The organism is Novosphingopyxis sp. (genome assembly GCF_965218915.1).
Classification (GTDB): domain Bacteria; phylum Pseudomonadota; class Alphaproteobacteria; order Sphingomonadales; family Sphingomonadaceae; genus Novosphingopyxis.
On the sequence record NZ_OZ244708.1, the window covers coordinates 2,217,172 to 2,243,393 of the forward strand.

The 26,222-nt window shown below is 63.0% G+C and carries 26 protein-coding genes, 1 tRNA gene and 1 other RNA gene; 10 read left to right on the plus strand and 18 right to left on the minus strand.

Annotation, left to right across the window (positions count from 1 at the left end):
• Positions 1–12 precede the first annotated feature (12 nt).
• Positions 13–423, plus strand: a complete 411-nt coding sequence (locus ACOQPC_RS10350; RefSeq protein WP_420605653.1) for a SufE family protein — start codon at positions 13–15, stop codon at positions 421–423.
• Positions 424–448: 25 nt separating this feature from the next.
• Here ACOQPC_RS10350 and ACOQPC_RS10355 read toward each other — a convergent pair whose 3' ends face one another.
• The 10 genes from ACOQPC_RS10355 to ACOQPC_RS10400 form a co-directional block, all read right to left on the minus strand.
• A complete protein-coding gene (locus ACOQPC_RS10355; protein WP_420605654.1) occupies positions 449–985 on the minus strand; it encodes a J domain-containing protein in 537 nt (178 codons plus the stop codon).
• 79 nt (positions 986–1,064) lie between these two features.
• Positions 1,065–1,470, minus strand: an RNA gene (gene rnpB, locus ACOQPC_RS10360) — RNase P RNA component class A.
• A gap of 4 nt (positions 1,471–1,474) precedes the next feature.
• A complete protein-coding gene (locus ACOQPC_RS10365) occupies positions 1,475–2,176 on the minus strand; it encodes an N-acetylmuramoyl-L-alanine amidase (RefSeq protein WP_420605655.1) in 702 nt (233 codons plus the stop codon).
• Positions 2,177–2,221: 45 nt separating this feature from the next.
• Entirely contained in the window at positions 2,222–3,070 is an 849-nt protein-coding gene (locus ACOQPC_RS10370; protein WP_420605656.1) for a CheR family methyltransferase, read from the minus strand.
• Positions 3,067–4,083, minus strand: coding sequence for a chemotaxis protein CheB (locus tag ACOQPC_RS10375; RefSeq protein WP_420605657.1), 1,017 nt, complete (start codon positions 4,081–4,083; stop codon positions 3,067–3,069). The genes ACOQPC_RS10370 and ACOQPC_RS10375 overlap by 4 nt, the downstream gene beginning before the upstream one ends.
• Positions 4,084–4,142: 59 nt before the next feature.
• A complete protein-coding gene (locus ACOQPC_RS10380) occupies positions 4,143–4,502 on the minus strand; it encodes a response regulator (RefSeq protein WP_420605658.1) in 360 nt (119 codons plus the stop codon).
• Positions 4,503–4,566: 64 nt separating this feature from the next.
• Positions 4,567–5,001: a chemotaxis protein CheW gene (locus ACOQPC_RS10385; protein ID WP_420605659.1), complete on the minus strand. Its 435-nt coding sequence runs from the start codon at positions 4,999–5,001 to the stop codon at positions 4,567–4,569.
• The gene (locus tag ACOQPC_RS10390) at positions 4,998–7,388 is read right to left on the minus strand and encodes a chemotaxis protein CheA (protein WP_420605660.1); all 2,391 of its coding nucleotides are present in this window, start codon (positions 7,386–7,388) and stop codon (positions 4,998–5,000) included. The genes ACOQPC_RS10385 and ACOQPC_RS10390 overlap by 4 nt, the downstream gene beginning before the upstream one ends.
• Before the next feature lie 90 nt (positions 7,389–7,478).
• On the minus strand, positions 7,479–8,129 hold the full coding sequence (locus ACOQPC_RS10395; protein ID WP_420605661.1) for a histidine phosphotransferase family protein: 651 nt from the start codon (positions 8,127–8,129) through the stop codon (positions 7,479–7,481).
• A gap of 48 nt (positions 8,130–8,177) precedes the next feature.
• The gene (locus ACOQPC_RS10400; protein ID WP_420605662.1) at positions 8,178–8,594 is read right to left on the minus strand and encodes a Mov34/MPN/PAD-1 family protein; all 417 of its coding nucleotides are present in this window, start codon (positions 8,592–8,594) and stop codon (positions 8,178–8,180) included.
• 30 nt (positions 8,595–8,624) lie between these two features.
• Between ACOQPC_RS10400 and ACOQPC_RS10405 the strand changes: the two genes are divergently transcribed.
• The 4 genes from ACOQPC_RS10405 (at position 8,625) to ACOQPC_RS10420 (ending at position 11,845) form a co-directional block, all read left to right on the plus strand.
• A complete protein-coding gene (locus ACOQPC_RS10405) occupies positions 8,625–9,563 on the plus strand; it encodes an RluA family pseudouridine synthase (protein WP_420605663.1) in 939 nt (312 codons plus the stop codon).
• A 77-nt stretch (positions 9,564–9,640) separates the two neighbouring features.
• Positions 9,641–10,549, plus strand: a complete 909-nt coding sequence (gene rpoH, locus ACOQPC_RS10410) for an RNA polymerase sigma factor RpoH (protein WP_420605664.1) — start codon at positions 9,641–9,643, stop codon at positions 10,547–10,549.
• A gap of 301 nt (positions 10,550–10,850) precedes the next feature.
• Positions 10,851–11,474 (plus strand): monofunctional biosynthetic peptidoglycan transglycosylase, encoded by a 624-nt coding sequence (mtgA, locus tag ACOQPC_RS10415; protein ID WP_420605665.1) that lies wholly within the window; start codon positions 10,851–10,853, stop codon positions 11,472–11,474.
• Positions 11,475–11,476: 2 nt separating this feature from the next.
• The gene (locus ACOQPC_RS10420; RefSeq protein WP_420605666.1) at positions 11,477–11,845 is read left to right on the plus strand and encodes a GFA family protein; all 369 of its coding nucleotides are present in this window, start codon (positions 11,477–11,479) and stop codon (positions 11,843–11,845) included.
• 81 nt (positions 11,846–11,926) lie between these two features.
• On the opposite strand, the gene ACOQPC_RS10425 is transcribed toward ACOQPC_RS10420, so the two are convergent.
• From ACOQPC_RS10425 to ACOQPC_RS10445, 5 genes are all read right to left on the minus strand, one after another.
• Positions 11,927–14,437, minus strand: coding sequence for a TonB-dependent receptor (locus ACOQPC_RS10425; RefSeq protein WP_420605667.1), 2,511 nt, complete (start codon positions 14,435–14,437; stop codon positions 11,927–11,929).
• A 248-nt stretch (positions 14,438–14,685) separates the two neighbouring features.
• Positions 14,686–15,957: an ATP-dependent Clp protease ATP-binding subunit ClpX gene (clpX, locus tag ACOQPC_RS10430; protein WP_420605668.1), complete on the minus strand. Its 1,272-nt coding sequence runs from the start codon at positions 15,955–15,957 to the stop codon at positions 14,686–14,688.
• Between the two features lie 163 nt (positions 15,958–16,120).
• On the minus strand, positions 16,121–16,750 hold the full coding sequence (locus ACOQPC_RS10435) for an ATP-dependent Clp protease proteolytic subunit (protein ID WP_420605669.1): 630 nt from the start codon (positions 16,748–16,750) through the stop codon (positions 16,121–16,123).
• 457 nt (positions 16,751–17,207) lie between these two features.
• The gene (gene tig, locus ACOQPC_RS10440) at positions 17,208–18,866 is read right to left on the minus strand and encodes a trigger factor (RefSeq protein WP_420605670.1); all 1,659 of its coding nucleotides are present in this window, start codon (positions 18,864–18,866) and stop codon (positions 17,208–17,210) included.
• A 124-nt stretch (positions 18,867–18,990) separates the two neighbouring features.
• A tRNA-Leu gene (locus ACOQPC_RS10445) sits at positions 18,991–19,075 on the minus strand.
• A 109-nt stretch (positions 19,076–19,184) separates the two neighbouring features.
• On the opposite strand from ACOQPC_RS10445, the gene ACOQPC_RS10450 reads away from it, so the two are divergent.
• The 3 genes from ACOQPC_RS10450 (at position 19,185) to ACOQPC_RS10460 (ending at position 21,061) form a co-directional block, all read left to right on the plus strand.
• Positions 19,185–19,445, plus strand: a complete 261-nt coding sequence (locus tag ACOQPC_RS10450; protein ID WP_420605671.1) for a hypothetical protein — start codon at positions 19,185–19,187, stop codon at positions 19,443–19,445.
• Positions 19,446–19,600: 155 nt separating this feature from the next.
• Entirely contained in the window at positions 19,601–20,329 is a 729-nt protein-coding gene (locus ACOQPC_RS10455) for a hypothetical protein (RefSeq protein WP_420605672.1), read from the plus strand.
• Between the two features lie 54 nt (positions 20,330–20,383).
• Positions 20,384–21,061 carry a hypothetical protein gene (locus tag ACOQPC_RS10460; RefSeq protein WP_420605673.1) on the plus strand — a complete coding sequence of 226 codons (678 nt, stop codon included), beginning with the start codon at positions 20,384–20,386 and terminating at the stop codon, positions 21,059–21,061.
• A 96-nt stretch (positions 21,062–21,157) separates the two neighbouring features.
• Here ACOQPC_RS10460 and ACOQPC_RS10465 read toward each other — a convergent pair whose 3' ends face one another.
• Positions 21,158–22,324, minus strand: a complete 1,167-nt coding sequence (locus tag ACOQPC_RS10465) for an Nramp family divalent metal transporter (protein WP_420605674.1) — start codon at positions 22,322–22,324, stop codon at positions 21,158–21,160.
• 108 nt (positions 22,325–22,432) lie between these two features.
• Positions 22,433–23,935, minus strand: coding sequence for an Asp-tRNA(Asn)/Glu-tRNA(Gln) amidotransferase subunit GatB (gene gatB, locus ACOQPC_RS10470; RefSeq protein WP_420605675.1), 1,503 nt, complete (start codon positions 23,933–23,935; stop codon positions 22,433–22,435).
• Here gatB and ACOQPC_RS10475 point away from each other — a divergent pair.
• Both ACOQPC_RS10475 and ACOQPC_RS10480 read left to right on the plus strand, forming a co-directional pair.
• Positions 23,894–24,442 (plus strand): putative toxin-antitoxin system toxin component, PIN family, encoded by a 549-nt coding sequence (locus tag ACOQPC_RS10475; RefSeq protein WP_420605676.1) that lies wholly within the window; start codon positions 23,894–23,896, stop codon positions 24,440–24,442. The two genes, gatB and ACOQPC_RS10475, sit on opposite strands and share 42 nt — an antisense overlap.
• On the plus strand, positions 24,439–24,687 hold the full coding sequence (locus ACOQPC_RS10480; RefSeq protein ID WP_420605677.1) for an Arc family DNA-binding protein: 249 nt from the start codon (positions 24,439–24,441) through the stop codon (positions 24,685–24,687). The genes ACOQPC_RS10475 and ACOQPC_RS10480 overlap by 4 nt, the downstream gene beginning before the upstream one ends.
• Positions 24,688–24,724: 37 nt before the next feature.
• Here the strand turns inward: ACOQPC_RS10480 and gatA are convergent, their stop codons facing one another.
• On the minus strand, positions 24,725–26,218 hold the full coding sequence (gene gatA / locus ACOQPC_RS10485; RefSeq protein ID WP_420605678.1) for an Asp-tRNA(Asn)/Glu-tRNA(Gln) amidotransferase subunit GatA: 1,494 nt from the start codon (positions 26,216–26,218) through the stop codon (positions 24,725–24,727).
• Between the last annotated feature and the right edge of the window lie 4 nt (positions 26,219–26,222).

The window sequence follows — 26,222 nt, forward strand, 5'->3', positions numbered from 1 at the left end:
TAAGCGCCGATCATGACCGACCGCAGCCTTTCCGACATCGCCGAGGAATATGAATTCCTCGACCCCGACGACCGCTACCGCCTTCTCATCGAGCTCGGCCGCGCGCTCGAACCGATGCCCGATGCGCTGAAGACGGACGCAACGCTGGTGCGCGGCTGTTCGGCGGCGGTGTGGGTCTATCCGACCAGGCGCGACGACGGCCACCTGCATTTCCTGGCCGACAGCAACGCCGCGATCACCAAGGGTATCATCGCGCTTGTGCTGAAGACGGTGCAGGACGGCAGGCCGAAAGATGTTGCTGGAGCCGATATCGAGGACGCGCTGGTGCCGTTCGACCTCAAAAATCAGCTCAGCAGCAACCGCACGCAAGGCATCCCCAACATGATCGCCCTCATCAAGGAAACCGCAATGCGCTACGTTTGAGGGGGTGAGCCAATCAATCCAACCGTCATCCCGGCTGCCACTGCTTTCGTTCTTCGGCAGCTTTGAGCACTTCGAAAGCCGCCTGCCCCGCCTGAAACTCTTTGGCAGCCGCAATGTCGCCGGGCTTCATATCGGGATGAGTGCGCTTGGCGAGTTCCCGCCACGCCTTCTTCGCGACATCGAAATCCGCATCCGCCTCGAGGCCGAGCACATCAAGCGCGTGCATCTCGTCGCGGCTACGGCTGCCGTCGCCAGGACCGGCCCAAGCGTAATGCGCCGATTCCCGATAGCCGCCGGCATCACGCTTTTCGTCACGCGCGCGCCGCTCCGCCTCTTCCTCGCTGAGCCCGGCGAAATAATCCCAATTGCGATTATACTCTCCTGCATGGACGGGGCAGAAATACCAGCGCTCCGGACTGTTGGGCGATTTTGGCGCGGGGCAATCGCCCTTCTCCTCACAGCCTACCCGGTCGCACAGACGCACCGCCTCGGCCTCGCGGCCTTCATTATAACCCCGCCAGCGGGGGAAACCCCAGTCGTTCGAACGTCTTGCTTTTGCCATCTCGTTCCAAGTTAGGCGCGCGCGCTGTGAAATTCCATGCGCGATCTCGGTCGCGAACCGTAAAGCGCACCGATCGAATAATGTCAGGGGGCCTGTAAGCCGGGTTTTGTCCGCCGCTCTCGCGAGCGGCTGGGCAATCATTCCTCTAGGCGGCGGATTGCTCCGCCGCTCGAGCGACCAACCCGGGCGGCCTTCCGGAAAAAGCGGGCTTTGAGGCCCTGTGCCACCCCTATTCGGTCTTGCTCCCGGTGGGGTTTGCCGTGCCGCGGCCGTTGCCGGCGCGCGCGGTGCGCTCTTGCCGCACCCTTTCACTGTCACGGCCCCGAAGGGTGCGCGACCTGCTTTCTGTTGCACTGTCCCTTGATCCTTCGACAAGCTCAGGACCCGCCGGACGTTATCCGGCACCGTTATCCGTGGAGCCCGGACTTTCCTCGCGCCGAACCATCCCGAAGGACGATGCGGCCCGCGATTGCCCGGCCCCCTGACGCGTTACCCGATAACCTCTTCGGGCCCGCGTTCCAAGAGCAAAGCCAGCAGCATCGCGCGCAGCTGCCCGTCTGGCATACCGGTAATACGCTCCGGACGGAAGCGCCGCTCGAACGCGCGGATCGCGGCGGGAGCGTCGGTCACATCATAACCGTAGCGATTGAGGGCAAGAAAAAAACTCGCGTCGGTCCAGCTCGGATCGATATGCGCCCGTTCAGGCCGCGGCATGGCTAGCCCCAGCTTCGCCAGTCGCTCCCAGTCGAACAATTCGCCCGGATCCTCCTTGCGCGCGGGTGCGATATCGCTGTGACCGACCACATGGCAGGCATCGATATGGTAGAGCTGGACAAGCTCCGAAACAAGCGGAACCAGCGCTTCCATCTGCGCTTCGGGAAATGGACGATAGCCCCATTCATGACCGGGATTGACCAGCTCAATGCCGATACTCGCGCTGTTGACGTCGGTGATCTGGCACCAATAGCTCTTGCCGGCGTGCCAGGCGCGGTCTTCCTCGCGTACCATCTGGATGATCTCGCCCGCTTCGGTAATGCAATAATGCGCCGAGACGCCGCCGTCCGCGCTTGTCATCCGCTCGATCGCGAGGTCCGCATCCTTCATCCCGGTATAGTGCAGCACCAACATGCTGATCGGCAACGCGCGTTCATTGAAATTGGGCGATGGCTTCCAAAGCATGGCCATCGCCATATAACGCTTCGGCGAATTTGCCTAGCAACGCCAGCCAGTCAGGGTTCAGGCGGCCGAACGCTCCGATCGCATGGTGGCGCATTCATAGAGACCGCGATAGTCGCGGCTGGCGCGAAAACGGTCGGTTTGACCGATCACCGTTTCAGCCGCGCCGAGCATCAGCAGGCCGTCGCCGCGCATGCTGCGCGCCAGCTGGTCGAACACCGCCGGACGGTGCTCCTGCTGTAAATACATGATCATGTTGCGGCACAGGACGATGTCGAAATCGCTCGCCATGCGCAGCGGCTCCAGCAGGTTCTGCTGACGGAATATCACCATCGACCGCAAATTGTCCCTGGCCACCCAGTCATCGCCGTCGCGGGCGAAATAGCGCAGCATGAGAGCGATCGGCATGCCGCGTTGAATCTCGAATTGCGAATAGCGGCCTTCGCGGGCGCGCTCGACCACGCTGTGGGAAATGTCGCTGCCGACGATTTCGATCGTCCAGCCCTGCCAGTTGGCGCGGTCGTCCGACAGGGTCATGGCGAGCGAATAGGCTTCCTGCCCGGTCGAGCAGGCCGCCGACCAGATGCGCAGGCGGCGCGTGGCCGACCGCGCCTCGCGCAAAGCCGTCAGTGCCGGACCGGTGAGCAGGGCAAAGGACGCCTGATCGCGAAAGAAGCTGGTTTCGTTGTTGAGCATCGCTTCGATCGTCTGGCGCTCGAGCACACGGTTCGATCCGGCCGAGAGCGCCCAGACGAGCGCCGGAAGATCGGCTAGGGCGTGCGCGCGCATGACCGGCTTCAGCACGGTTTCCACCCGCCAGTACCGGGTCGGTGACAATTCCTGGCCGCTGTGACGCTCGAGCAGGTCGGCGAGATAGCGGAAGGTGCGTTCTGGCGGAGCGTCGTTCATACCGCCAAGCTCCTCTCGCGCAGATAAGGTCCCATGTCGCCGGGCCGCATGATGGCGTCCGCCAAGCCCGCCTTGGCGATCCCGCCAGGCATGCCCCACACCACCGAGCTGTCGTGGTCCTGGACGATCATCGTGCCGCCAAAAGCGCGCATGTCGCGCGCTCCGGCGAGCCCATCGACGCCCATGCCGCTCAGCACCACGCCGACGGCGGCACGCCCGAACGCCTGAGCGACCGCGCTGATCATCGGGTCCACCGCAGGGACATAACGCGCGGCGAACTCGCCTTCGATTCGGGTGACGCGTGTGCCGCTCCCGCTACGCGTGCAGCCGATATGGCCTTCGCCGCGCGCGATATAGATATGGTTTTGCTGCATGAACATTCCTGGCTGGCCAATTTCAACCGTACGCGTGACGCGCCCGGCGAGCTGCCCGGCGAAATAGGGGATGAAATTGGATGGCAAATGCTGGGTGATGAGAATCGGGCAATCGATTTCACCGGGCAGCGCGGCCAGAAATTGCTGGATCGCCAAGATGCCGCCGGTCGATGCGCCGATGGCGATGCAGGCGGGGCGCATGGCCTGCCCGCCATGCACTGGCGGCGCGGGGCGCGGCGTGGCCGATTCGGGCCGTTTGGCGCGCTGGTTGGCGATCACGCCGATTTTCTCCACCAGCGATTCGGCGAAATTGCTGCTGTGACCTGCCCCGCCCGGTTTGACCAAGGTGTCGCAAGCGCCCAGCGAAAGCGCTTCAAAATTGCGCGGGCCATTCTGGGCAACCAGCGAGGAAATGACGATCACCGCCGCGCCATCCGCGCGATCGATAATCTCGGGCAGCGCATCCAGACCGCTGCGGCCCGGCATTTCGATATCGAGCAACACGATGTCGATCGTCTGCCGGTCCAGGAAGCGCAGCGCTTCGTCGACCGACGCGCAGGTGCCCGCTACCTCGAAATTGGGCTGGCGCTCGAGGATGCGTTGAAACACAGAGCGCACCACCAGGCTGTCGTCGACCACCAGTAGCCGTACCGCGGACGCCGATGCCGCGGGTAAGAAAGCCGCGCTGGCCATCGGCGTCAGGCGACTCCGACCATCTGCAGCTTGCTATGCAGCATCTCGCGGTCGAACGGCTTCATAACGAATTCGTCCGCGCCTGCGGCGATGGCCGCCTCGATCTGCGGAATGCCGTTTTCGGTGGTGCAGAAAATGACCTTGGCTTTCTTCCCCTCTGACCTCAGCGCGCGCAGGAAATCCATGCCGCCCATGACCGGCATGTTCCAGTCTAGCAGGACCACATCCGGCTCGGTAGCGCGGCACTGCTCGATCGCGTCGGAACCGTCGACCGCTTCCGCGACCTGAAAGTCCAGCGATTCGAGAATGTGGCGGGCGACCTTGCGGATCACTTTGCTGTCATCGACGACGAGGCAGGATTTCATGACGCGAACACTCCAACGAAACGGATGCCCTGGCCTAACCCGAAGGAGTTAGCGTGGCGTTAAATCATGCAGCGAGCCGGCCCGGCGCATTGATGAAATGTTCGAGCGAGACGATCAGCAGTGCGCGTTCGTCCATGGTGGCGACACCGGTCGCGACGTCGCTCCAGCCTAGGGCGATGCCTCCTGCATCCATGATCCGATCCGGTTCGATGGTCAGAACGTCTTCCACCCGCTCGGCCACGAAACCGTAGATATGCCCGCCGATCGCGGTGACGATGGCGATCGCGCCAGGTTGAATATCGGTGCGCTCACCGCTCACCGTCCAGGCTCCATCGATCATGGTGACGACACGGCTGCGCAAGGCGAACAGACCTGCGATCCGCTTGGCCGCTGCCGGAACCGGCACGATCTCTCCCACCGAAACCACCGATTCGACTTCGCGCGTGGGGATGGCGACGTCGGTGCCCGCAATGCGCGCCACGAGATAAAGATTGTTCATGCCGCCTGCTCCCTGCCGGATGCTGCGCCGGGCATGGCATTCGCGCCCGCAATTCGCTTCGCTTCTAGCGCGGCCAGGATCGCGCGCCGGTCGTATCGGTAAAGTGTATCTTCGCCGTGATGTCCGGGTGCATCATGCAGATAGATAGCGCGTGCGGGATCGTCGCTCTCTGCGGCGCCCTTGGACGTCAGGAGCTGCGCCACGGCGGTGGCCCGATCGTTGGGATCATTGCTGACGCGATATCCCGCCGCCTCGAGCAAAGGCTGCAAGACATTGGTCATCCAGCCGCTTTCGTCGCGCTCGAGGAAACATAATGGTGCGTCGTCGTAGCCGAACGAACCGACCAGCGCCGCGCCCTGGGCCAGAGCGGCATGAGCGTCAATCAACTCGATCTGCTCGCCATCATGCTCGATCACGCCCTCGATCATATCGTCACCGACCGCCGGAAGAATTTTCCTAAGGTCGATGATGTCGAGCATGTCCTCGACCGCAAGATAGACGTCCTGGCGCCCGTCGGTGAGGCGCAGCAACTTGGTGGTTGCGCCAGTGGCTTCGCCGCGGTGTCCGAGTACAACGCCGTTGCGGCCCTTGTAGGCAAGCCGCACCGCGCCGCCGCAATCGCGAACCGCTGAGGACGGGACTTCCTCCATCCGGTCGAGCACCGACAGCCGGATCGCCTTGCGCACGCCGGTCAGGCATTGGAACAGGAGCGCGCGGGCCACAGATTTGGACATCCCATGAGCCGCAGATTGGCTGGCCTCCTCGAACCGGTCCGGAGCCTTTGCCGCTTCGGCTATTCCCGCGGCGTCGAGCAGCATGATCGGTCGGCCGCTGTCGGGCAGCGACAGTCCGGCATAGAGTCCGCTAGCCATCAGCAGCGGCGGGGCGGGCTTGACCACTAGTTCCTCGTGGTCGACGACTGCCGCCACGCCCAGCGCATAGCGCCGCCCGGCGGCGGGCCGCACGACGATTACCGTCTGCGGCTCCTCATCATCGAGCCCGAGCACGCGGGCAAGCCGGACATAGGCCATGCGTGCGCCGCGGATCGCGGCGATCTCTGCGCCCCCAGTCGCGTCGATACGCAACTGTCCGCTGCGCAAGCTCAAGATTTCGACCACCGCGCTGCGCGGGACCGCGAACAGCATATTGCCGGTACGGATGGTGAGACCGGCCATGATGCTGAGCGTCAGTGGGAGGCGCAGCAGCACCGCGAGTCCCTGCCCGGGATCGTTGCGCAGTTCGATGCTGCCGCCCATCTGTTCGATGCTGTGATAGACGATATCCATGCCCACGCCGCGTCCCGAAAGATCGGTAACCTCCGGCGCAGTGGAAAGGCCTGGTGCGAAGATCAGGTCGAGCTTCTCGCGGCGGCTCATCCGCGCCAGATTCTCAGCGGTGGTAACCCCCTTTGCAACCGCCTTGGCGACCAGCCGCTGGAGATCGATGCCGCGCCCGTCATCGACCACCTCGATCACGATCTGGTTGCCCGCCTGCTGAGCCGACAGCCGGATTACGGCGCGCGGGGGTTTGCCCGCCGCGGCGCGCTCTTCGGCATTCTCGATCCCGTGATCGGCGGCGTTGCGCAGAATATGGGTGAGCGGATCGCGCACGAATTCGATCATCTCGCGGTCGATCTCGACGTCGCCGCCCTCGATTTCCAGCACGATATCCTTGTGCAGATCCTGGGCGATATCGCGAACCAGGCGCGGAAAACTCACGAACAACCGGTCGATCGGCTGCAGTCGCACCAAGCCGATCGAATCGCGCATTCCGGCGATGCTGGAAGACAGCCGGGAGAATAACTGATCAATCTCCACGGTCGTACCGGAATCGCGCAGACGCCGGGCCATTTCATTGCGCGCCAGCACCATGTCGGACACACCGCTCATCAGATGATCGAGCAGGTCGAGCGACAGCCGCACCGAGCGGCTGCGCGACGATCCGGAACGAAGCTCGCTGCGCCGTTCGCGCGGCTCGGCGTCCGCTTCCGATGCAATGACTTCGATCGACGCATGATCTTCACACACGCTTCTGAGCGCGCACACCAACAATTCGTCATCGTCGAACACCGCCTCGTCGGTTTCCAGCGCATCGGTCACTATCGCGATCCGGTCGACAATGGCGAGCACCGCCGAGACCAGCGCCGACGAGGGTTCCAGTGCGCCCTGGCGCACCGCATCGAGCGCATCTTCGGCGGCGTGGCTGAGCCGGGTCAGGCGCGGCAGATCGAGAAACCCGCAGCTGCCCTTCACCGTGTGCACGAAGCGAAAAATGCCGTCGAGCAAGTCCCGGTCGCCCGGATCGCGCTCCCAGGCGATCAGCTCGCCCTCGATAGCCTGCAGCGTGTCGCGCGTTTCGGCGATGAAGTCTTCGAGTAGTTCGTCCATGGGTCCGCCCGGTGATTTCCGGACCGGCTTAGAGCCGACATGGTTAAGAACCGCTTAGCCCTGTTCGATTAACGAAGCGGACGCTATCCATCAATTCGATTTGATCAGCGCGCCCATCAGCAGTGGCTCGTCCCGGCCGCCAGCGATCTGCACCATGCCGCCGCCGCGTTTGGCCAGCCTCTCCACCATGTGCGCGGCCGCGGTGCGCGAATCGATCTGGGCGGGATCGAGATCGCCCGCCAGCGCCTTGCGCACCTGCTCGTCGAGCACCAGTTTCGGCCCGTCGGCACGCACCACCATCTCGGTCTCGCCCGTGCGGCTCTCGGCCCCGACGAACAGCGTGCCGCCGCGCACCAGCGCCTCGCGCGCGATCAGGATCAGGTTGAGCAGGATCTTTACCGCGGCCTTGGGCAGCGGGCCCTCGGGCACCTCCCATGCCAGCTCGGTGCGCGCGTCCTCGACCAGCGCGGTCGCCACCGCCTTGGCATCGGTCGGATCGACCGTGGGGCCGAAGCCGCCCGCCGCGCCGAAGGCCAGACGGAAGAATTTCAGCTTGTTCGCCGCAGCCGCCGCGCTATCGCCCAGCAGATCGATGCAGCGCTCGCGCATCATCGGGTCGGTCTCGTCGGCGAGCAGTTCCAGCCCGTTGTTCATCGCGCCCACCGGGCTCAGCAGATCATGGCACAGCCGCGAACAGAGCAGCGCGGCGAGGTCGACTTGGTCTTCTTGTGCTTCGGGCATATTCGCTCCAGATTCAGGCTTGCGCGGGACATGGCCGGTCGCCTCGCGCTACGCAAGTCCGGGCGCGTCGATCTCCAGCATGATCGGACGGAAAGTGCCACCCGGGCGATCCGGCGCACGGAAGGCACGGAGCGAACCGTCTGCGGCAATCAGCCATACGCGCCCGTCGGGGTGAGCCATTTCGCGGTCGGTGGCAGACGGTTCGGCCAGGCCGTTGGGATGCGAGTGATAATAGCCGATGAGCGCCGCGCCCCCTTCCCGCGCATCGCGTTCGGCAGCGATCAAGGCGGCAGGATCGATCTCGAAATGGCGAGAGGGGTCGGCCGCAACGTTCACGGCCGGGCGCGCCTGCGCGATATGAGCCCACATGCCATCTCGATTCTGGCCCAGCAGCAGCCCGCAACATTCGCGCGGGGCTGCTCGGCTGGCCTCGGCTAATATCAGCGCCGCCGCATCGCTTGCCATCCGGATCGTCATCGCGCACCGCCTTGCACGATGGCCGAGGAAAACAACAGGATCGAAGGGACGGTGCCGCCCGGTCGGCTCGACGCGGCGATCGCCGAGACCGCGACCGATCTGTCGCGCGAGCGGGTCAAGGCGCTGATCGCCGAAGGGCGGCTGCAAATCGACGGGCGCACGGTTGCCGCCGGATCGAGCCGCAAATATGAAGGCATGGTCTTCACGCTCGACCTGCCGCCGCCGGTGCCGATCGATCTGCAGCCCGAGAATATCCCGCTCGATGTCGTGTTCGAGGACGCGCATCTGATCGTGATCGACAAACCCGCCGGGCTCGTCGTTCACCCCGCCCCCGGCCATCCCGGCGGCACGTTGGTCAACGCGCTGCTGTTCCACTGCGCCGGATCGCTGTCGGGCATCGGCGGGGAGAAGCGGCCGGGCATCGTCCACCGGATCGACAAGGACACCTCCGGCCTGATGGTCGCGGCCAAGTCCGATCTCGCGCATCGCGGGCTCGCCGCCCTGTTCAAGGCGCATGATATCGACCGGCATTATCTGGCGATCACCGATGGCGTGCCGATGCCGCTGGCGGGCAAGGTCGACGCCCCGCTCGGCCGCGCGCCCACTGACCGCAAGAAAATGGCGGTGGTCGAACCGGGACAGGGCAAGGAAGCGGTGACGCATTATGCCGTACGGCAGGGCTTGCGGAGCGCCGCGCTGGTCGATTGCACACTGGAGACCGGCCGCACGCATCAGGTGCGCGTGCATATGGCGCATATCGGCCACCCGCTGATCGGCGATCCGCTCTACGGCCGGCGCCCCAAGAAAAGCATGGCGGCGGAGAGGAAAGCCTTTTCGCGGCAGGCCTTGCACGCCGCGGTGCTGGGCTTTATCCATCCGATAACCGCGCAAAAACTGCGGTTCGAGAGCCCGATTCCAAGCGATATGCAGGAACTGTTCAGGGCGCTTCGCGTATAAAGGGTATCAAAGAGAAACCGTTCGCTCCGCAGTGCTTGATGAGGCTGTCGAAGGGGACATCGAAGGACTGAAGAATCATGGCTACTATCAGCAAGAAAAAGGCGGTCGTCCCTGCCCTTGGGGGGGAAAACAGCCTGAATCGCTATCTCAGCGAGATCCGCAAATTCCCGATCCTGAAGCCCGAGCAGGAATATATGCTCGCCCGGCGCTATGCCGAGCATCAGGACAGCGATGCCGCGGCACAGCTCGTCACCTCGCATCTGCGTCTCGTGGCGAAGATCGCGATGGGCTATCGCGGCTATGGCCTGCCGGTCAGCGAACTGATCAGCGAAGGCAATATCGGCCTGATGCAGGGCGTGAAGAAATTCGACTCCGAACGCGGCTTTCGCCTCGCCACCTATGCAATGTGGTGGATCCGCGCCTCGATCCAGGAATATATCCTGCGCTCGTGGAGCCTCGTGAAGATCGGCACCACCGCCGCGCAGAAGAAGCTGTTCTTCAACCTGCGCCGGATGAAAAACCAGCTGCAGGCGTTCGAGGACGGCGATCTGCGGCCCGAGGACGTCAACAAGATCGCGACCGATCTGGGCGTCACCGAGGACGAGGTTCACTCGATGAACCGGCGCATGGCGATGGGCGGCGACGCGTCGCTCAACGTGCCGATGCGCGAGGATGGCGATGGCCAGTGGCAGGATTGGCTGACCGACGATCAGCCGCTGCAGGACAAGGTGGTGGCCGATGCGCAGGAGGCCGATGTCCGCCACGACATGCTGCTGGAATCGATGGAAGGCCTCAACGACCGCGAGAAGCATATCCTGACCGAACGGCGTCTGACCGAAAACCCGCAAACGCTGGAGCAACTCAGCCAGGTTTATAATGTCAGCCGCGAACGCGTCCGCCAGATCGAGGTCCGCGCGTTCGAGAAAGTGCAAAAGGCGATGTTGCGCATAGCCGGCGAGAAGAGGCTGTTGCCCGCCCTGGCCTGAGCGCGCATCGCGAAGCAAAATACAAAAACCGGTCTGCCATAGCGGCGGGCCGGTTTTTTCTTGGGTTTCGCGCCTGTAGGCTCCATCCCCGTATTCAAGACAAACGTCATCCCGGGCCTGACCCGGGATCCAGGGCCCAGCGGCAGTTCCATACCGCCCTGGATCCCGGATCAAGCGGGCCCCATCAAAGTACTACTTTGATGGGTGCCCATGTCCGGGATGACGCCAATTATAAATAATCCCGGGAGCCTCCCTCATCGTCCGTGTCATCAAATGGCTGTTCAAGCTTGCCCTCGCCTTTGTGATCCTGTCGGTCGCCTGGGTGCTGCTCTACGCGGTCGTACCGCCGCCCTTCACGATCACCATGGCGATGGACGAGCACAGCATCACCAAGGATTGGGAGCCGCTGTCCAACATCTCGCCCAATCTGGTGCGCGCGGTGATCGGCGCGGAAGATGGCAAGTTCTGCGAGCATAACGGCTTCGATACCGAGGCGATCGAACAGGCGATGAAGCGCAACGCGAAGGGCGGCCGCATCCGCGGCGGCTCGACGATCAGCCAGCAGACCGCCAAGAACGCGTTCCTGTGGCAGGGCGGCGGCTATTTCCGAAAAGGTCTGGAGGCCTGGTTCACCTTTTTGATCGAGAATATCTGGGGCAAGCACCGGATCATGGAGGTCTATCTCAACCTCGCCGAGACCGGCATCGGGACTTATGGGGCCGAGGCCGGGGCGCAGCGCTATTTCCACAAGGACGCCAGCGCGCTGACGCCGAGCGAGGCCGCGCGCATCGCCGCCGCTTTGCCGCTGCCCAAGCAACGATCCGTGGTCAGCCCGTCGGGCTTCGTGCGCCGCTATGGCAACAGCATCGCCCGGCGCATCGGCGTGGTGAAGCGCGATCGGCTCGACAGTTGCATCTATAAATGAGCGTGGCCGGACCAATCGAGGCCAGCTGTCATTGCGGCCAGGTGACGCTTACCGTGCCGCGCCCGCCCGAGACGGTAACCGACTGCAACTGCTCGATCTGCCGCCGCTATGGCGTATTATGGGCCTATTACGACCCGGCCGAGGTCGTCCTGCCGCAGGACGGCAGCACCGAAATCTACGAATGGGACGACCGCTCGATCCGCTTCCACCGCTGCCGCATTTGCGGCTGCGTATCACATTGGTATCCTCTCGATCCGGCACGGGCGCGCATGGGAATCAACGCCCGGCTGTTTCCGCTCGGCATGCTGGACGGCATGCGGGTGCGCCAGCTGGATGGCGCGGTAACCGAGCGCTATCTGGACGAGAACTAAGCCGCCGCACGCAAACGCGCGCGCATGAAAAAGGGCGCGGGAGTTGCCCCCCCGCGCCCTTTTTTCAGATCGGTCGAACGATCAGAAGCCGACGATCATCGACACGCTAAACGCGCGCGGCGAGCCGATATTGGCGAAGGCCGAAGTGGTATTCAGACCGCCCGTGATCGAGCCGATATAAACCTCGTCGAGCAGGTTGGTAAGGTTCGCCTGGAAATAGGTGCCCTCCAGACCGGCATCGGCCAGGCTGTACCGAACGTCCAGGTCGACCACCGTAAAGCCCGGCAGCGCGACCGTATTTGTATCGTCCAGATAGCGGCGACCGGTGCGCTTGACCTGACCGCCCAGTTCGACCGGCCCCAGGTTCAGCTGCGCGCGCGCGCCCAGCAGATAGGAGGGATCGAGCCGCTCCACATTGCCGGCGGTGTCGAGGAAGGTATTCGCACCCGTCTGCACGTCGTTCTTGATGTTCGAGTCGATATAGGAACCGAACACATAGAGCAGCAGTGGGTTGAATGGCTTGAAAGAGATGCTGCCATCCACACCGAACTTCTCGACCTCGCCCAAGTTTGTGGTCACCGTGCGATCGGCGGCAACGTCATAGGCAGTCGACAGGCGGTTTTTGTAGCTGGTGTACCAGGGAAGGATTGCTGCCTGTACACTCGATGTTGTGTAACGGAAGCCAAGATCGAACGAGTCTGATGTCTCGGCGACTGGACGCGATCCCGCTACGCCTTCGGGGAAATAAATCGCTCCATAAAGGTCATCGGTGCCCGGAACCGAAAGATTTTTCGCATAATTCGCCGCGAACGTAAAGTTGTTGGCAAATTCAAAAGTAAAGCCGACGTTCGGGAGAAATTTGTCATATTTGAAATCGCGCGAAGTCGGCGGCAGGGCGCCGCTGGCGACGCCGGTCGTCGTGTTATAATTGTAGGGACGATTCGCGGCGTAGACTGCCTGGCTCACGCCATTCAGGCAATCAACATTGCCGGTAGCGCCGGTGGTGAAGCAATATTGGTTCAGTTCACGCTGGAAGAACGGCAAACGCGCTCCGAGCAGAACAGTCAGGCGATCCTGCAGGAACTTGCCGCGATACTCGGCAGAAACCTGATTGAGCGTGGCGTAAGACAAACGATTGCGCTTCTGCGAAGGGATCCCGTTTTCGTCGAGGATCGGATCGTTGATCGGAAAGACGTCATACGGGTTGCCATTGCCGTAGATGAAGCCAGCGGTACCCGTCTGACGGTGACGCGCACGATCAAAGGTGTAGCTGAGACGAACGCGCTGGGTGTCGGTGAAATCATAGGCCAGATTGGCGATGACGCCGTAGCGACGCGTCTGGGTGTGGCTGGGAGAAAGGATGGTGACCTGATCAAGGGTATCACCGTCTCCATTCAAATCCACATCGCCGAAATAGTAAAAGCTGGAACTGCGCGGCGGGTTATTAAAATCTGCTGACGTCTGCTCGGAACCGAAAAGAACACCGGTCAAACCATCCCTGTTGGCACGCTCGAAGCCCGTGCTCGTGCCGCCGCCATTGGCTTTTACATACTGAAAACTCGGCTCGATCGTCAGCGTCATCCTGTCGATCGGATGAAGCAGGATGCTGCCACGGATGTTGCCGGTATTCGACGGGTTGAAGCGGCGTTCGAAATCATTCCCGCAGCTGTTGGTGAAATCAGCAACACCAGCCGTTGGCGCGGTCGTCGTACAGGGGTAATTGATTTCGTAGAAACGCCTGTCTGGCGTGATGGGATAGTTGGTCGAGCTCAGTGGCGATCCGTTGAAATTGTTGCGGTTCTGGTTGTAGTTGAACGCAACCGATACAAACTGGTCGCCGCCCAGTTCCTGATACAGCCGTCCATTATACTGCTGCTTGTCGACGCCGCCATAATTGGAGAAGGTGCTCTCGTTGTCCGCCTTGGAAGCCGACAGAAAGAGCTTGGTGCCGATGCCGGTGAAATCGCCGGTATCGATCATACCGAACACGCGGGTGTAGGGACGGTCCTTCGAATTTCCGCGCGCGATGATGTTGCCGTAGCTGACGCTCGCCAATGCACCAAGTTCATCGCCCGGGACACGCGTACGGAGGTTGACCGTGCCGCCGACGGCCGAAGCCGTCGGGCTGTCGACGTCGGTCGAACCCAGGTTCACGCTGACCGATTCGAGCGTCTCCAGATCGGGCTGCTGGTTCGAATACAGGGCATAATTGCCCGAATCGTTAAGCGGGATGCCGTCAACCGTCTGCGAAATGCGTGAACTGTCGAAGCCGCGGATCGTAAAGTTGCCGCCCAGCGACCCGAAGGGATCGTTGTTGGTAAAGCTGACGCCCGGAACGAGGTTGATGACGTCGTTAATCGCTTGACCCGGACGCTGGCGTTGAATGAGTTCATCGGTCAGTTCCACTTTGGCCTTTGGCGAATCGGGTATGACCACACCGCCCACACCGTCACCGGCGCGCGAGCCGGTCACCACGATCTCACCATTATCGAAGTCGGTCGAACCAGCGGATTGTGCATAGGCTGGCGCACCGAGCACCAAGGCCAGAGTGAAGCTCGCCACGCCGGCAGCGAGATAGGTCTTGCAGTTCATGGGGTACCCCTTCGTTCGTAAGAAAACTCCGTGGCCCGGGTGCGATCGATATGCCCGTTCCAGCGCGTGAGGGCGCCTTGGCGATGGTTTTTTTCAGCTTTGTGACGGCCCGCTTGCCGTTTGGGGTCAGTCGGATGCAGAAACGTAAAGAGCCCGGTAAGGCTGGCTTACCGGGCTCATCGGGCGATTTGCGATTTCCGCTTGTTAGCGCTTTTGGCCGGAAGCGTTGCTCAAAAGCAACGCAATCGTCAGGCCGCGTTTTCCTTTTTCGCCTTGCTCGATTCGGCGAACACGCGAACCGGCTCCTTGCGGCCCTCGGCCACGTCCTTGTCGACCACGATTTCGCTGACCCCGTCCATCGACGGCAGGTCGAACATCGTGTCGAGCAGGATCGCCTCCAGGATCGAGCGCAGCCCGCGCGCGCCGGTCTTGCGCTCGATCGCCTTCTTGGCGATCGCTTGCAAGGCATCGTCGGTGAAGCTGATATCGACGTCTTCCATGTCGAACAGCTTGCGATACTGCTTCACCAGCGCGTTCTTCGGCTCGGACAGGATCTGGACGAGCGCGGGAATATCGAGATCCTCCAGCGTCGCGGTGACCGGCAGGCGGCCGACGAATTCGGGGATCAGCCCGAACTTCAGCAGATCTTCCGGCTCCAGCTTGGCCAGAACTTCACCAGTACGCCGCTCGTCCGGATCGGCGACGTGCGCGCCGAAGCCCATCGACTTGCCCTCCATGCGGTTGCCGATGATCTTTTCCAGCCCCGCGAACGCGCCGCCGCAGATGAACAGGATGTTGGTGGTGTCGACCTGCAGGAATTCCTGCTGCGGATGCTTGCGCCCGCCCTGCGGCGGCACGCTGGCGGTGGTGCCCTCCATCAGCTTCAAGAGCGCCTGCTGCACGCCCTCGCCCGACACGTCGCGGGTGATCGAGGGGTTTTCGGTCTTACGCGTGATCTTGTCGATCTCGTCGATGTAAACGATGCCGCGCTGCGCCTTTTCGACGTTATAATCGGACGCCTGCAGCAGCTTGAGGATGATATTCTCGACATCCTCGCCGACATAGCCGGCCTCGGTCAGCGTGGTTGCATCGGCCATGGTGAACGGCACGTCGAAGGTCTTGGCCAATGTCTGCGCGAGCAGCGTCTTGCCGCAGCCGGTCGGGCCGACGAGCAGGATGTTCGACTTGGCGAGCTCGATCTCCGGGTTCTTGGCGGCGTGGTTCAGGCGCTTGTAGTGATTGTGCACCGCGACCGAGAGCACGCGCTTGGCGCGCGCCTGGCCGATGACGTAATCGTCGAGCACGCTGCAGATTTCCTGCGGCGTGGGCACCTCGCCCTCCTTCTTGCCGACGAGCCCGCCCTTGGTCTCCTCGCGGATGATATCGTTGCACAGCTCGACGCATTCGTCGCAGATGAACACGGTGGGTCCCGCGATCAGCTTGCGCACCTCATGCTGCGATTTGCCGCAGAAGCTGCAGTACAGCGTGTTCTTCGAATCGGAGCCGCTCAATTTGGTCATTTCCCTAAATACTCTTTCCGCCCGAGAGGCGCATCGCGTTGACCGGGAGGCATGCATCCTATCGCCGGTCCGGGCGCGCGCAAGGACAATAAGCATGTCCCTTAGCGCCGCCCGATTAATATTATCCGCATGCGGGGACGATCGGATCAGCCCGCATATACGATCATTTGCCCGCGTCGCTGTCCGGCGTCGCCGGGCGCTTCTCGAAGACTTCGTCGACGATCCCGAAGGCCTTGGCCTCGTCCGCCTCGAGGAAGGTGTCGCGGTCCATCGCCTTTTCGATCTCGTCGATCGGCTTGCCGGTATATTTGGCGTAGAGATCGTTCATCCGGCGGCGGATGCGCAGGATTTCCTTGGCCTGGATCTCGATATCGGACGCCATGCCCTGCGCGCCGCCCGAAGGCTGGTGCACCATCACACGCGCGTTCGACAGCGCCACGCGCATGCCCGGCTCGCCCGCCGCGAGCAGGAAGCTGCCCATCGATGCGGCTTGGCCGATGCACACTGTGCCTACCTTGGGCCGGATATACTGCATGGTATCGTGGATCGCCATGCCGGCCGTCACCACCCCGCCGGGCGAGTTGACGTACATCCAGATGTCCTTCTTCGGATTGTCCGATTCGAGGAACAGCAGCTGCGCGGTAATGACCGAGGCCATGTTATCCTCGACCTGGCCGGTCACGAAAATGATCCGTTCGCGCAGCAGGCGGGAGAAGATATCCCAGCTCCGCTCGCCCCGGTTGGACTGTTCGATGACGACGGGGATCATGGCATCGGTAATAGGATCGTGCATAAATATTCCGTGGCTGCTGGGGATGATTTCGGGATGCAGCATAGATCGGATGCCGGGCGCGATGCGTCAAGGGCGGTAAGCATGATGGGGACGAACAGGCGAATACTGCCGACATGGTGGCTGGCCTTCGCGAGACCAACAAAAAGCACATCATTCCGGGCTTGACCCGGAATCCAGGGCGAGATGGCACTGCCGCTGGGCTCTGGATCCCGGATCAAGTCCGGGATGACGCTGACTTATTGGCGATTATATACCTTGCAAACCCGTTTCATTTTTCGTCACCCCAGCGCCATTTTTCCGTCACCCCAGCGAAAGCTGGGGTCTCGGGCGGGATCGCCATGAGGCCTGAGATGCAAAGAAAGGCGGAGCCATGCCGTTCTGAATTTCCATCCGACAGGGTTTGCAAAATACATAATCGCCGAATTATTGGGCTGGAGAAAGACGCAGGCCTCTCCCCCTATTTCTTGGCCGGCGCTTTCTTGGCAGCCGGCTTCTTGGCCGCGGCGGGCGCCTTTGCCTCCGCAGACTTTGCCGACGGTTTCGCGGCCGCGGTCTTGGCGGCCGGCGCCTTCTTGGCCGGAGTCTTTTTCACCGGCGCAGCCTTGGCGGGAGCCTCGCTCTCGTCCTTCTTGGCGGCGTCGCTCTTGGCGGCGGGCTTTTTGGCGGCGGCTTTCTTGGCCGGAGCCTTTTCGGCAGCGGGCTTGGGCTTCGCTGCATCCTTTTTGGCGGCCGCCTCCTTGGCCGGTGCCTTCTTCTTCGCCGGAGCCTTTTTCGCCTCGACCTTTTCCGGCTCCGCCTCAATCGCCGCCTCGATCTCGTCGCGAGTCACGGTGCGCTCGCTCACTTCGGCCTTGTCGAACAGGAAGTCGACGACCTTGTCCTCATATAGCGGCGCGCGCAGCTGGGCGGCAGCCATCTGGTCTTCACGCATATATTGCATGAACTGCTGGCGCTGCTCCTGCGGATAGCGCTGGGCGGCCTGCTGGATCAGCATGTTCATCTCGTTCTGCGAGACGTCGACGCCGTTCTCCTGGCCGATCGCGGAGAGCAGCAGGCCGAGGCGGACGCGGCGCACCGCGATATCGCGATAATCCTCTTTCTCGTCTTCCATCTCCTTGAGCGCGGCCTCGCTATCCTCTTCCTTGGCGGCTTCGGCCTGAAGCTGCTGCCAGATCTGGTCGAACTCGGCTTCCACCATCGAGGGCGGCACGTCGAAATCATGCGCGCCGGCGAGCTGGTCGAGCAGCTGGCGCTTCATATGCGTGCGGGTGAGCCCGTTCAATTCCTGCTCGAGCTGCCCCTTGATCAGGCCGCGCAGCTGTTCCTCGCTCTCGAGGCCGAGCGACTTGGCGAAATCATCGCTGATCGCGACCGCGGCCGGCTTGCGCACCTCGGCCACGACGATGTCGAAGGTCGCGTCCTGGCCGGCCAGGTCCTTGGAACCGTAGTCGGCCGGGAAGGTGACGTTCAGCACCTTTTCGTCATTCGCCTTTACGCCGACGAGCTGGTCCTCGAAGCCCGGGATGAGCTGGCCCGAGCCGATTTCCACGGCCATCGCCTCGCCCTTGCCGCCGTCGAACGGCACGCCGTCCACCTTGCCCTCGAAATCGATGATCACGAGATCGCCGCTCTTGGCTTGGTAGGTCTTGGCGCCGGGCTCGAAATTCTTCTGGTTCTCCGCCAGCCGTCCGAGCGCTTCATCGATCTCGGCATCGGTGGGCTGGGCGCTCAGGCGCTCTAGCGAAATGCCCTCGACCGACGGGGCATCGACATCTGGCAGCACTTCCAGGCTCATGTCGAGCTTGGCGTCGTTGCCGACCTGATAATCATCCTGCAGCGCGACGTCGGGCTGGATCGCGGGGCGCAGTTTGTTGTCGCTGATCGTCTGCTGGATGCCGTCCTGGATCGAAGCGTTGAGCGCGTCCTGCATCAGCGCCGGCCCATGCATCTTGCGCACCAGATTGGCGGGCACCTTGCCGGGGCGGAAGCCGGGCATACGGACCTGCGGTGCGATTTTCTTCACCTCGCGGTCGACCCGCGCCTCGATCTCCTTGGCGGGAATCGTGATGGTGTAGGCGCGCTTCAGGCCTTGGTTCAGCGTCTCTTTGCTCTGCATGATGAACTTATGCTCTTTCCGTATTAAGTTGGCCGTATCCGGGTCCGGCGCTGCCGACACATGCCGGTTCGCACTCTCAAATTCCTGTTGTCCCAACGGCTGGTGGGCGCATTGCGTTGCGGTCTGGTGCGGGCGAAGGGACTCGAACCCCCACATCTTTCGATACTTGGACCTAAACCAAGCGCGTCTACCAATTCCGCCACGCCCGCGCGGCCCGGGCCGAAGCCCGCGCGTCTAGCGTGATAAAAGCGGCGGGGCAAGCCATGTGGGGGAGCCAACCCGGCTTTGAAGGGTTTGCCTGCAGAGAAGGAGAATTTCATGCCCGTCGAACCGCCGATCCCGCCCAGCGAACCTCAGCCCGATCCCGCGCCCACGCCGCCCAGGCCCGAAACGCCGGGTCAACCGGTGCCGGGGCAACCTCCTTCACCGCCCACCGCGCCGCCGGAGACGCCCGGCGCACCCGATCCGGGCGAGCCGACAGCGCCCCCGCCCGAGGTAAGTCCGCCCGCGCCCGATATCGATGTGCCATCCCCGCAAACGCCGCCGACCACTCCTGCGCCGGGCCAGCCGATGGCTTGAGGATGCGGCCGATAATGTTGATCAGCGCTTTCAACGCAAGCCAAGGTCACCTCCTCCCGTGATCGGTCCTCCCGATAATAAGTCTTGCAAACCAGACGGCTCGATTTAACAAATCAAATCGTCCGTTTGGGGAAATGGATTTGGGGGAATCAAGAATGACGTCGATATGTTTGGCTGTGCGCGGCGCGCTGGCCCTGTCGTGTATCGCCTTGCCGTTTAGCGCGGCGGCGCAGGATATAATGGCGGCGGATTGGGACGAGGCGATCGCCTACGCCAAGACCACGCCCGAGGCCGCGCCGGACGTGCTCGCGGCGACCGCCGTGCTGCCGGCACACACACCCGTCCTCGTTATGCTCGACCAGGAACTGACAACCGCCGATGCCAGCAAAGGCGATATGTTTTCCGTCACCGTTCTGCACGACGTGGTGCAGGACGGTACGATCGTGGTTCCCCAAGGCACGCGCGGAACCGGCGAGGTCACTTTCGCCACGAACAAAGGCGGATTCGGCAAGCCCGGCATTCTCGGCATCGCGCTACGCCACCTCGATATCGAAGGCAAAAAGATCGCGCTGGACGGTCGCTACCGCGAGGAAGGCGCCAACAACAACGGCGCGACCGTGGCGACATGGCTCGCCGTCGGCGTTTTTTCCGGCTTCATCACGGGTAAGCGCGGCGTCATCCCGCTAGGCCGTGAGCTCAAGGCCCGGACAGGCGAGGATATCGTGTTCACCCCCGCCGCGTCCGCCGCCGTCACGCCCGCGATTGCGGCCGGGCAGGCACCTGACCATGCGTCCACACAGCCGGCACCATCGGCTGCCGAGCCATCAGGCGCTGAACTGCTGCCGGTGAACGCGCCCGCGCAGCCGTCGCCTGCGTCGAACTGATTTTACAAACAGGCAGTAATCCAAACAGGCCAATCCCAAATCAGGAGTGCAGACATGAAGACGTTTTTGACCATTGCCGTGACCACCAGTGCCATCGCGCTTCTCGGCGCCGCGGTTCCGGCGAGCGCCCAGGATGACAGCGTTGCGGTCCCGACCGAAGCGGTTCCTTCCGGTTGCGAACTGCATGTGTTTCCGTCCACCGAAGGGCAGGCTTCGACGACCGGCTGGCTGTCCGGCTTGGGCATTGTCGGGGCCATCGCCGACGGAGCGGTGAACAAGGATCGCAATATCAGCGAAGCCGAATATCTGAAGGAAGCGCTGGGACCGCGCCTGCAGGTCGAGGCGTTGCAATCGGCCGACTTGCTCGGCTCGCTGAAACTGCCGCCCGCGCAAATCATCTACGAAGAGCCGATTTCGGACCGCAAGATCACCACCAAGGCGGCCACGCGCCTGAGTTCGTCGGTAGCACCATGCTATATGGAATTGCTCGTTACGCAGAATTTCTACACGAAAAAGGCAATCTACGGACGCTCGCTCAACAATCGTTTCATTTTCAAGGATTTCCGCGACGGCAAAAACGAAACGAAGATGATCAAGGGACGCGGCGGCAACGGCCTGTCCAGTTTCCCGCCCAAAACGACCGACGAAACCGAAGCCGCCGAGCAGGAACTGCGCGAGGTCTTCGTCAAGAATTTCGAGGAGTTCGCCAAGGGCGTCGACACACAGGGCTGATCGATCGGGAGCCAAGGGTCGCGGTGAGTGTGGCTCCCGGTTTCTCGCATTGCTGAGGGCCTGCGCCACGAATGAAGCGCCTTGCATGCCGTCGGTTCAACCCACCAGCTCCCACAATTGCTGCCCGCACAGCGCAATGAACAGCGCTGCCGCGATGCCGAGCACGCCGTTGGCGAGCCAACCATTGCGGTGCCTGGGCGCAATATCCTGCCGGTTGAGGAGCAGGATCAGCGTGATCGCCAGGAACGGCATGAAGAACGCGCCGAACGCGCTGTAGAGGATCACCAGGAAGAACGGCTTGTCGAACAGCAGCAACAGCATCGGCGGAAAGGTCAGCCACAGCAGATAGGCACGGAACGGCCGGCTGCGTTCGGCGTATTCGGGGCGCTCCCCGGCGCCCTGCAACTGGTGCACGAAGTCCGAGAACATCAGGCTCACCCCTTGCCACACGCCGAGCAGCGAGGAGCCCGCGCTGGCGGCGAAACCGACGAGGAAGGCGACCGCGATCGGCCGGCCGAAGCGCGCCGCCAGCACGTCCGACAGGCCGAGCAGCCCCTCGTCGCCAGAACCCAGCGTGATGTTCGCGCTGTAGAGCAGCTGCGCGCCGACGATCAGCATGGCGACGACGAAGATGCCGGTGGCGACATAGGCGGTGTTGTTGTCGAGCCGCATCATCGGCAGCCAGACCGGGCCGCGCCAGCCCTTGGCGTTCACCCAGTATCCGTAAGCGGCCGTGGTGATGGTACCGCCCACTCCGCCGATCAATCCGAGCGTGTAGAATAGCGAACCGCCCGGAATGCGCGGGATCAGCCCGTCGGCGATCGCCCCGAGATCGGGCACGACCAGGATGGCGAGGCCCACCATGACGACGAACATCACCGCGACGAGCAATTTCATGACGTTCTCGAACGCCTGATACCGGTTGAACCAGACGAAGATCAGGCCGGCCATCCCGGCGATGACGGCCCAGATGCGCAAGGACAGGAACGGGAACATCGCGGTCAGCGGCAGCGCGGTCGCGCTCATCGCGGTGGCGCCGTAGAGCAGGCCCCAGACCAGGATGTACGCGCCGAAATAGACGCTGGTCCACCGTCCGAGGCTTTGCCAGCCTTGGAAGATGGTGCGGCCGGTGACGAGGTGATAGCGCGCGGTACCCTCGGCCAGCGCGATCTTGACGAGGCAGCCGATCACGGCGGCCCAGAGCAGCGCGTAACCGAAGCGCGTGCCCGCGACGAGGGTAGCGACCAGATCGCCCGCGCCCACCCCGGTGGCGGCCGCGACGATGCCGGGGCCGATGAAGCGAAGGCGGCGGGCGCCTTGTGGCGGCGCGGCGGTGTCGGTGCCGGCCTGGCTGGGCGCCCCCCGGCCATATCAGCCCAGTTTGGACTTGAGCAATTCGTTCACCACCTGCGGGTTGGCCTGGCCCTTCATCGCCTTCATCGTCTGGCCGACGAAGAAGCCGAACAGACGGTCCTTGCCGCCGCGATACTGTTCCACCTCGTCCGGATTGGCGGCGAGGATCGCGTCGATTTCCGCCTCGATCGCGCCGCTGTCGCTGGTCTGCTTCAGACCCTCGGTCTCGGCGATCTCCGCCGGCTCGCGGCCGGTCCTGAGCAGGATTTCGTAGATTTCCTTGGCCTGCCCGCCGGAGATATCGCCCGCGGCCTGCATCTGGATGATCGCCGCGTTGGCTTCGGGCGTGTCGAACGCCGGATCGGCCTCCTCGCCCATCCCGTTGCGCACGCCCGGCGCGGTCGACAGCGCCCAGTTCGAGACGGTGGTGGCGATGTCTTTTTCGGACTTGCCGAGCCTCAGCGCGGTCACCGACAGCAGCTCCTCGAAACCGCGATAGGTCTCCACCTCCGCCGTCAGCACCGCCGCGTTGTAAGCGCTAAGCCCGAGCTCGCTTTCGTAGCGCGCGCGCTTGGCGTCGGGCAGTTCGGGCAGCGAGGCCTCGCAATCCTTCAGGAACGCATCGTCCAGTTCCAGCGGCAGCAGGTCGGGATCGGGGAAGTAGCGATAGTCGTGCGCGTCTTCCTTGGACCGCATCGAGCGGGTCTTGCCGCGCGCCGCATCGAACAGCCGCGTTTCCTGCACCACGCTGCCGCCATCCTCGATCAGATCGACCTGACGCCGCGCCTCGACCTCGACCACCTGCTGGATGAAGCGGATCGAGTTGACGTTCTTGGTTTCCGTGCGCGTGCCGAATTCATCGCCCGGCTTTCGAACGCTGACATTGACGTCGGCGCGCATCGAGCCCTGCTCCATATTGCCGTCGCAAGAGCCGACATAGCGCAGGAGGCTTCTGAGCTTGCGCACATAAGCGCCCGCTTCCTGGGGCGAACGCATATCTGGCTTGGACACGATCTCCATCAGCGCAACGCCGCAGCGGTTGAGATCGACATAGGACATGGTCGGGTGCCGGTCGTGCAGCAGCTTGCCGGCATCCTGCTCGATATGGATGCGCTCGACCCCGATGGTCTTCTGCGCGCTGTCCGGGTCCTTCTCGTCCAGCGTCACCACCACTTCGCCCTCGCCCACAATGGGATGGTAGAGCTGCGAAATCTGATAGCCCTGCGGCAGATCGGCGTAGAAATAATTCTTGCGGTCGAAGCGCGAATATTTGTTGATCCGCGCGCCCATCGCCATGCCGGTGCGCACCGCCTGCTTCACGCATTCGCCGTTGAGTACAGGCAGCATGCCCGGCATCGCGGCATCGACCAGGCTGACCTGCGTGTTCGGCTCCGAACCGAACTCGGTCGCCGCGCCGGAGAAGAGTTTCGACGCGCTGGTGATCTGGGCATGGACCTCGAGGCCGATCACGACCTCCCATTGCCCGGTTTCGCCGTGGATGCGGTAATCCGTCTGCGTCATTTTACTCTCTTTGCTAGTGTCGCTCGCGCTTCTACGCTCGTTGCCAAAGCCTTGCCATACCGTCAATACGTACATATCATCGGTGATATGAAACTTGTGCTGGACACCGACGTCGTGATCGCAGCGCTGAGGAGCCCGCATGGCGCATCGGCGGAACTGCTGCGCTTGGCTACGCAGAAAAAATATCGACCGGTCATCAGCGTTCCGTTGGTCCTGGAATATGAAGCGATCGCCATGAAACAGGAACATCTCGATGCTGGCGGTTTGTCCGCGGCGGAGGTCCAATCGATCCTGGACGTCATCGTTGATCTTAGCGAATGGACCCGTATCAATTATGCCTATCGACCGTTGGTGAGAGATCCGGGCGACGAGATGGTGATGGAAACCGCTCTGAATTCCGGAGCAGATGCCATCGTAACATTCAATAGGCGCGATTTTGGGACTGCGCCTGCGAAATTCCGGCTCGGTTGTTGGTTACCGCGCGTAGCATTGGAGAAGGTGAGATGAGCAAGGCCGCAGCATATCAGTTGAGGCTTCCCCGTTCCATCAAGGACGCGGTCGCGCGCTGGGCGGAGCGAGATGGAATCAGCATGAATCAGTTCATGGCAACGGCGGTCGCAGAAAAACTTTCGGTGCTCGAAACGATCGACTTCTTCGAAGATCGGAGCAAGCGCGCCGATTATCAGACGTTCGAACGGGTGATGGGTCGAAAGGGCGGCATGCCGCCGATTGAGGGAGACGAACTGGAATAGCCTCGCGTTGACATCGGCTAGCCGGCGACCACGGCGCTCACCACCAATCCTCCGGCCGCGCCGTAAATCCGCTGCGCTGTTCCAGCGCCAGGCTGGCGTTCAGCACCGTCTGCTCGTCGAGCGGCTTGCCAATGATTTGGAGCCCCAGCGGCAGGCCCTGCTTGTTGAGGCCCGCGGGCACGCTGCTGGCGGGCAGCCCGGCCATCGAGGCGGGCACCGCAAACACATCGTTCAGATACATGGTGAGCGGATCGCCGACCAGTTCGCCCAGTCCGAACGCCGCGGTCGGCGCGGTGGGGGCGAGGATGACGTCGCAATCCGCCCACGCATTCTCGAAGTCGCGGGCGATCAGCGTGCGCACCTTGCTCGCCTGCGTGTAATAGGCGTCGTAGAAGCCCGCCGAGAGAACATAGGTGCCGATCATGATGCGCCGCTTCACTTCGGCGCCGAACCCGGCGGCACGCGTGGCGGCGTACATCTCCTGCAAATCCGCGCCTTCCGGCAGATCGCGCAGGCCGTAGCGCACGCCGTCATAGCGCGCGAGGTTGGACGAGGCCTCGGCCGGCGCCACGATGTAGTAAGCCGGCAACGCGTATTTGGTGTGCGGCAACGAGATGTCGACGATCGTCGCGCCCGCATCCTTCAGCCGCTCGGCGCCTTCCCGCCACAGCCCGTCGATCTCGCCGTCCATGCCCTCGACCCGATATTCCTTAGGGATACCGACGCGCAGGCCCTTGAGATCGCCGGACAAGGCCGCATCCCAGTCGGGCACCGGCGCGTCGAGCGAGGTCGAATCCTTCGGGTCGAACCCGGCCATCGCACCCAGCATGATCGCACAATCGCGTACGTCGCGCGCCATCGACCCGGCCTGGTCGAGCGAGCTGGCGAACGCCACCACGCCCCAGCGCGAGCAGCGGCCGTAGGTCGGCTTGATCCCGGTGATGCCGGTGAAGGCGGCGGGCTGGCGGATCGAGCCGCCGGTGTCGGTCCCGGTCGCCGCCGGGCACAGCCGCGCGGACACCGCCGCCGCGCTGCCGCCCGAACTGCCGCCCGGCGAGAGCGAAGCGTTGCCGCCGTCGTTGCGCTTCCATGGACTGACCACATTGCCGAACGCGCTGGTCTCGTTGGACGAGCCCATGGCGAACTGATCCATGTTGAGTTTTCCGAGCATTCCCGCGCCCGCCGCCCAGAGTTTTGATGATACGGTGGACTCGTAAGGGGGGCGGAAGCCTTTCAGGATATCGCTGGCGGCCGTCGTCTCCACCCCGTCGGTGCAGAACAGGTCCTTCATGCCGATCGGCACGCCCGCCATGCTGCCGAGCTTCGCCCCATCCGCGCGCGCCTTGTCGACCGCCTCGGCGGCGTTCAGCGCGCGCTCGGGCGTGGTGACCAGGAACGCGTTCAGCGCTTCCGCCTTGGCCACCCGCGCATTGAAGGCCGCGGCCACTTCGACCGCCTTGAAAGCGCCATCGCGCACGCCGTCACGAATGGCGGCGACGCCCATGTCGGTAAATTCGGTGGAATGGGTCATTAAG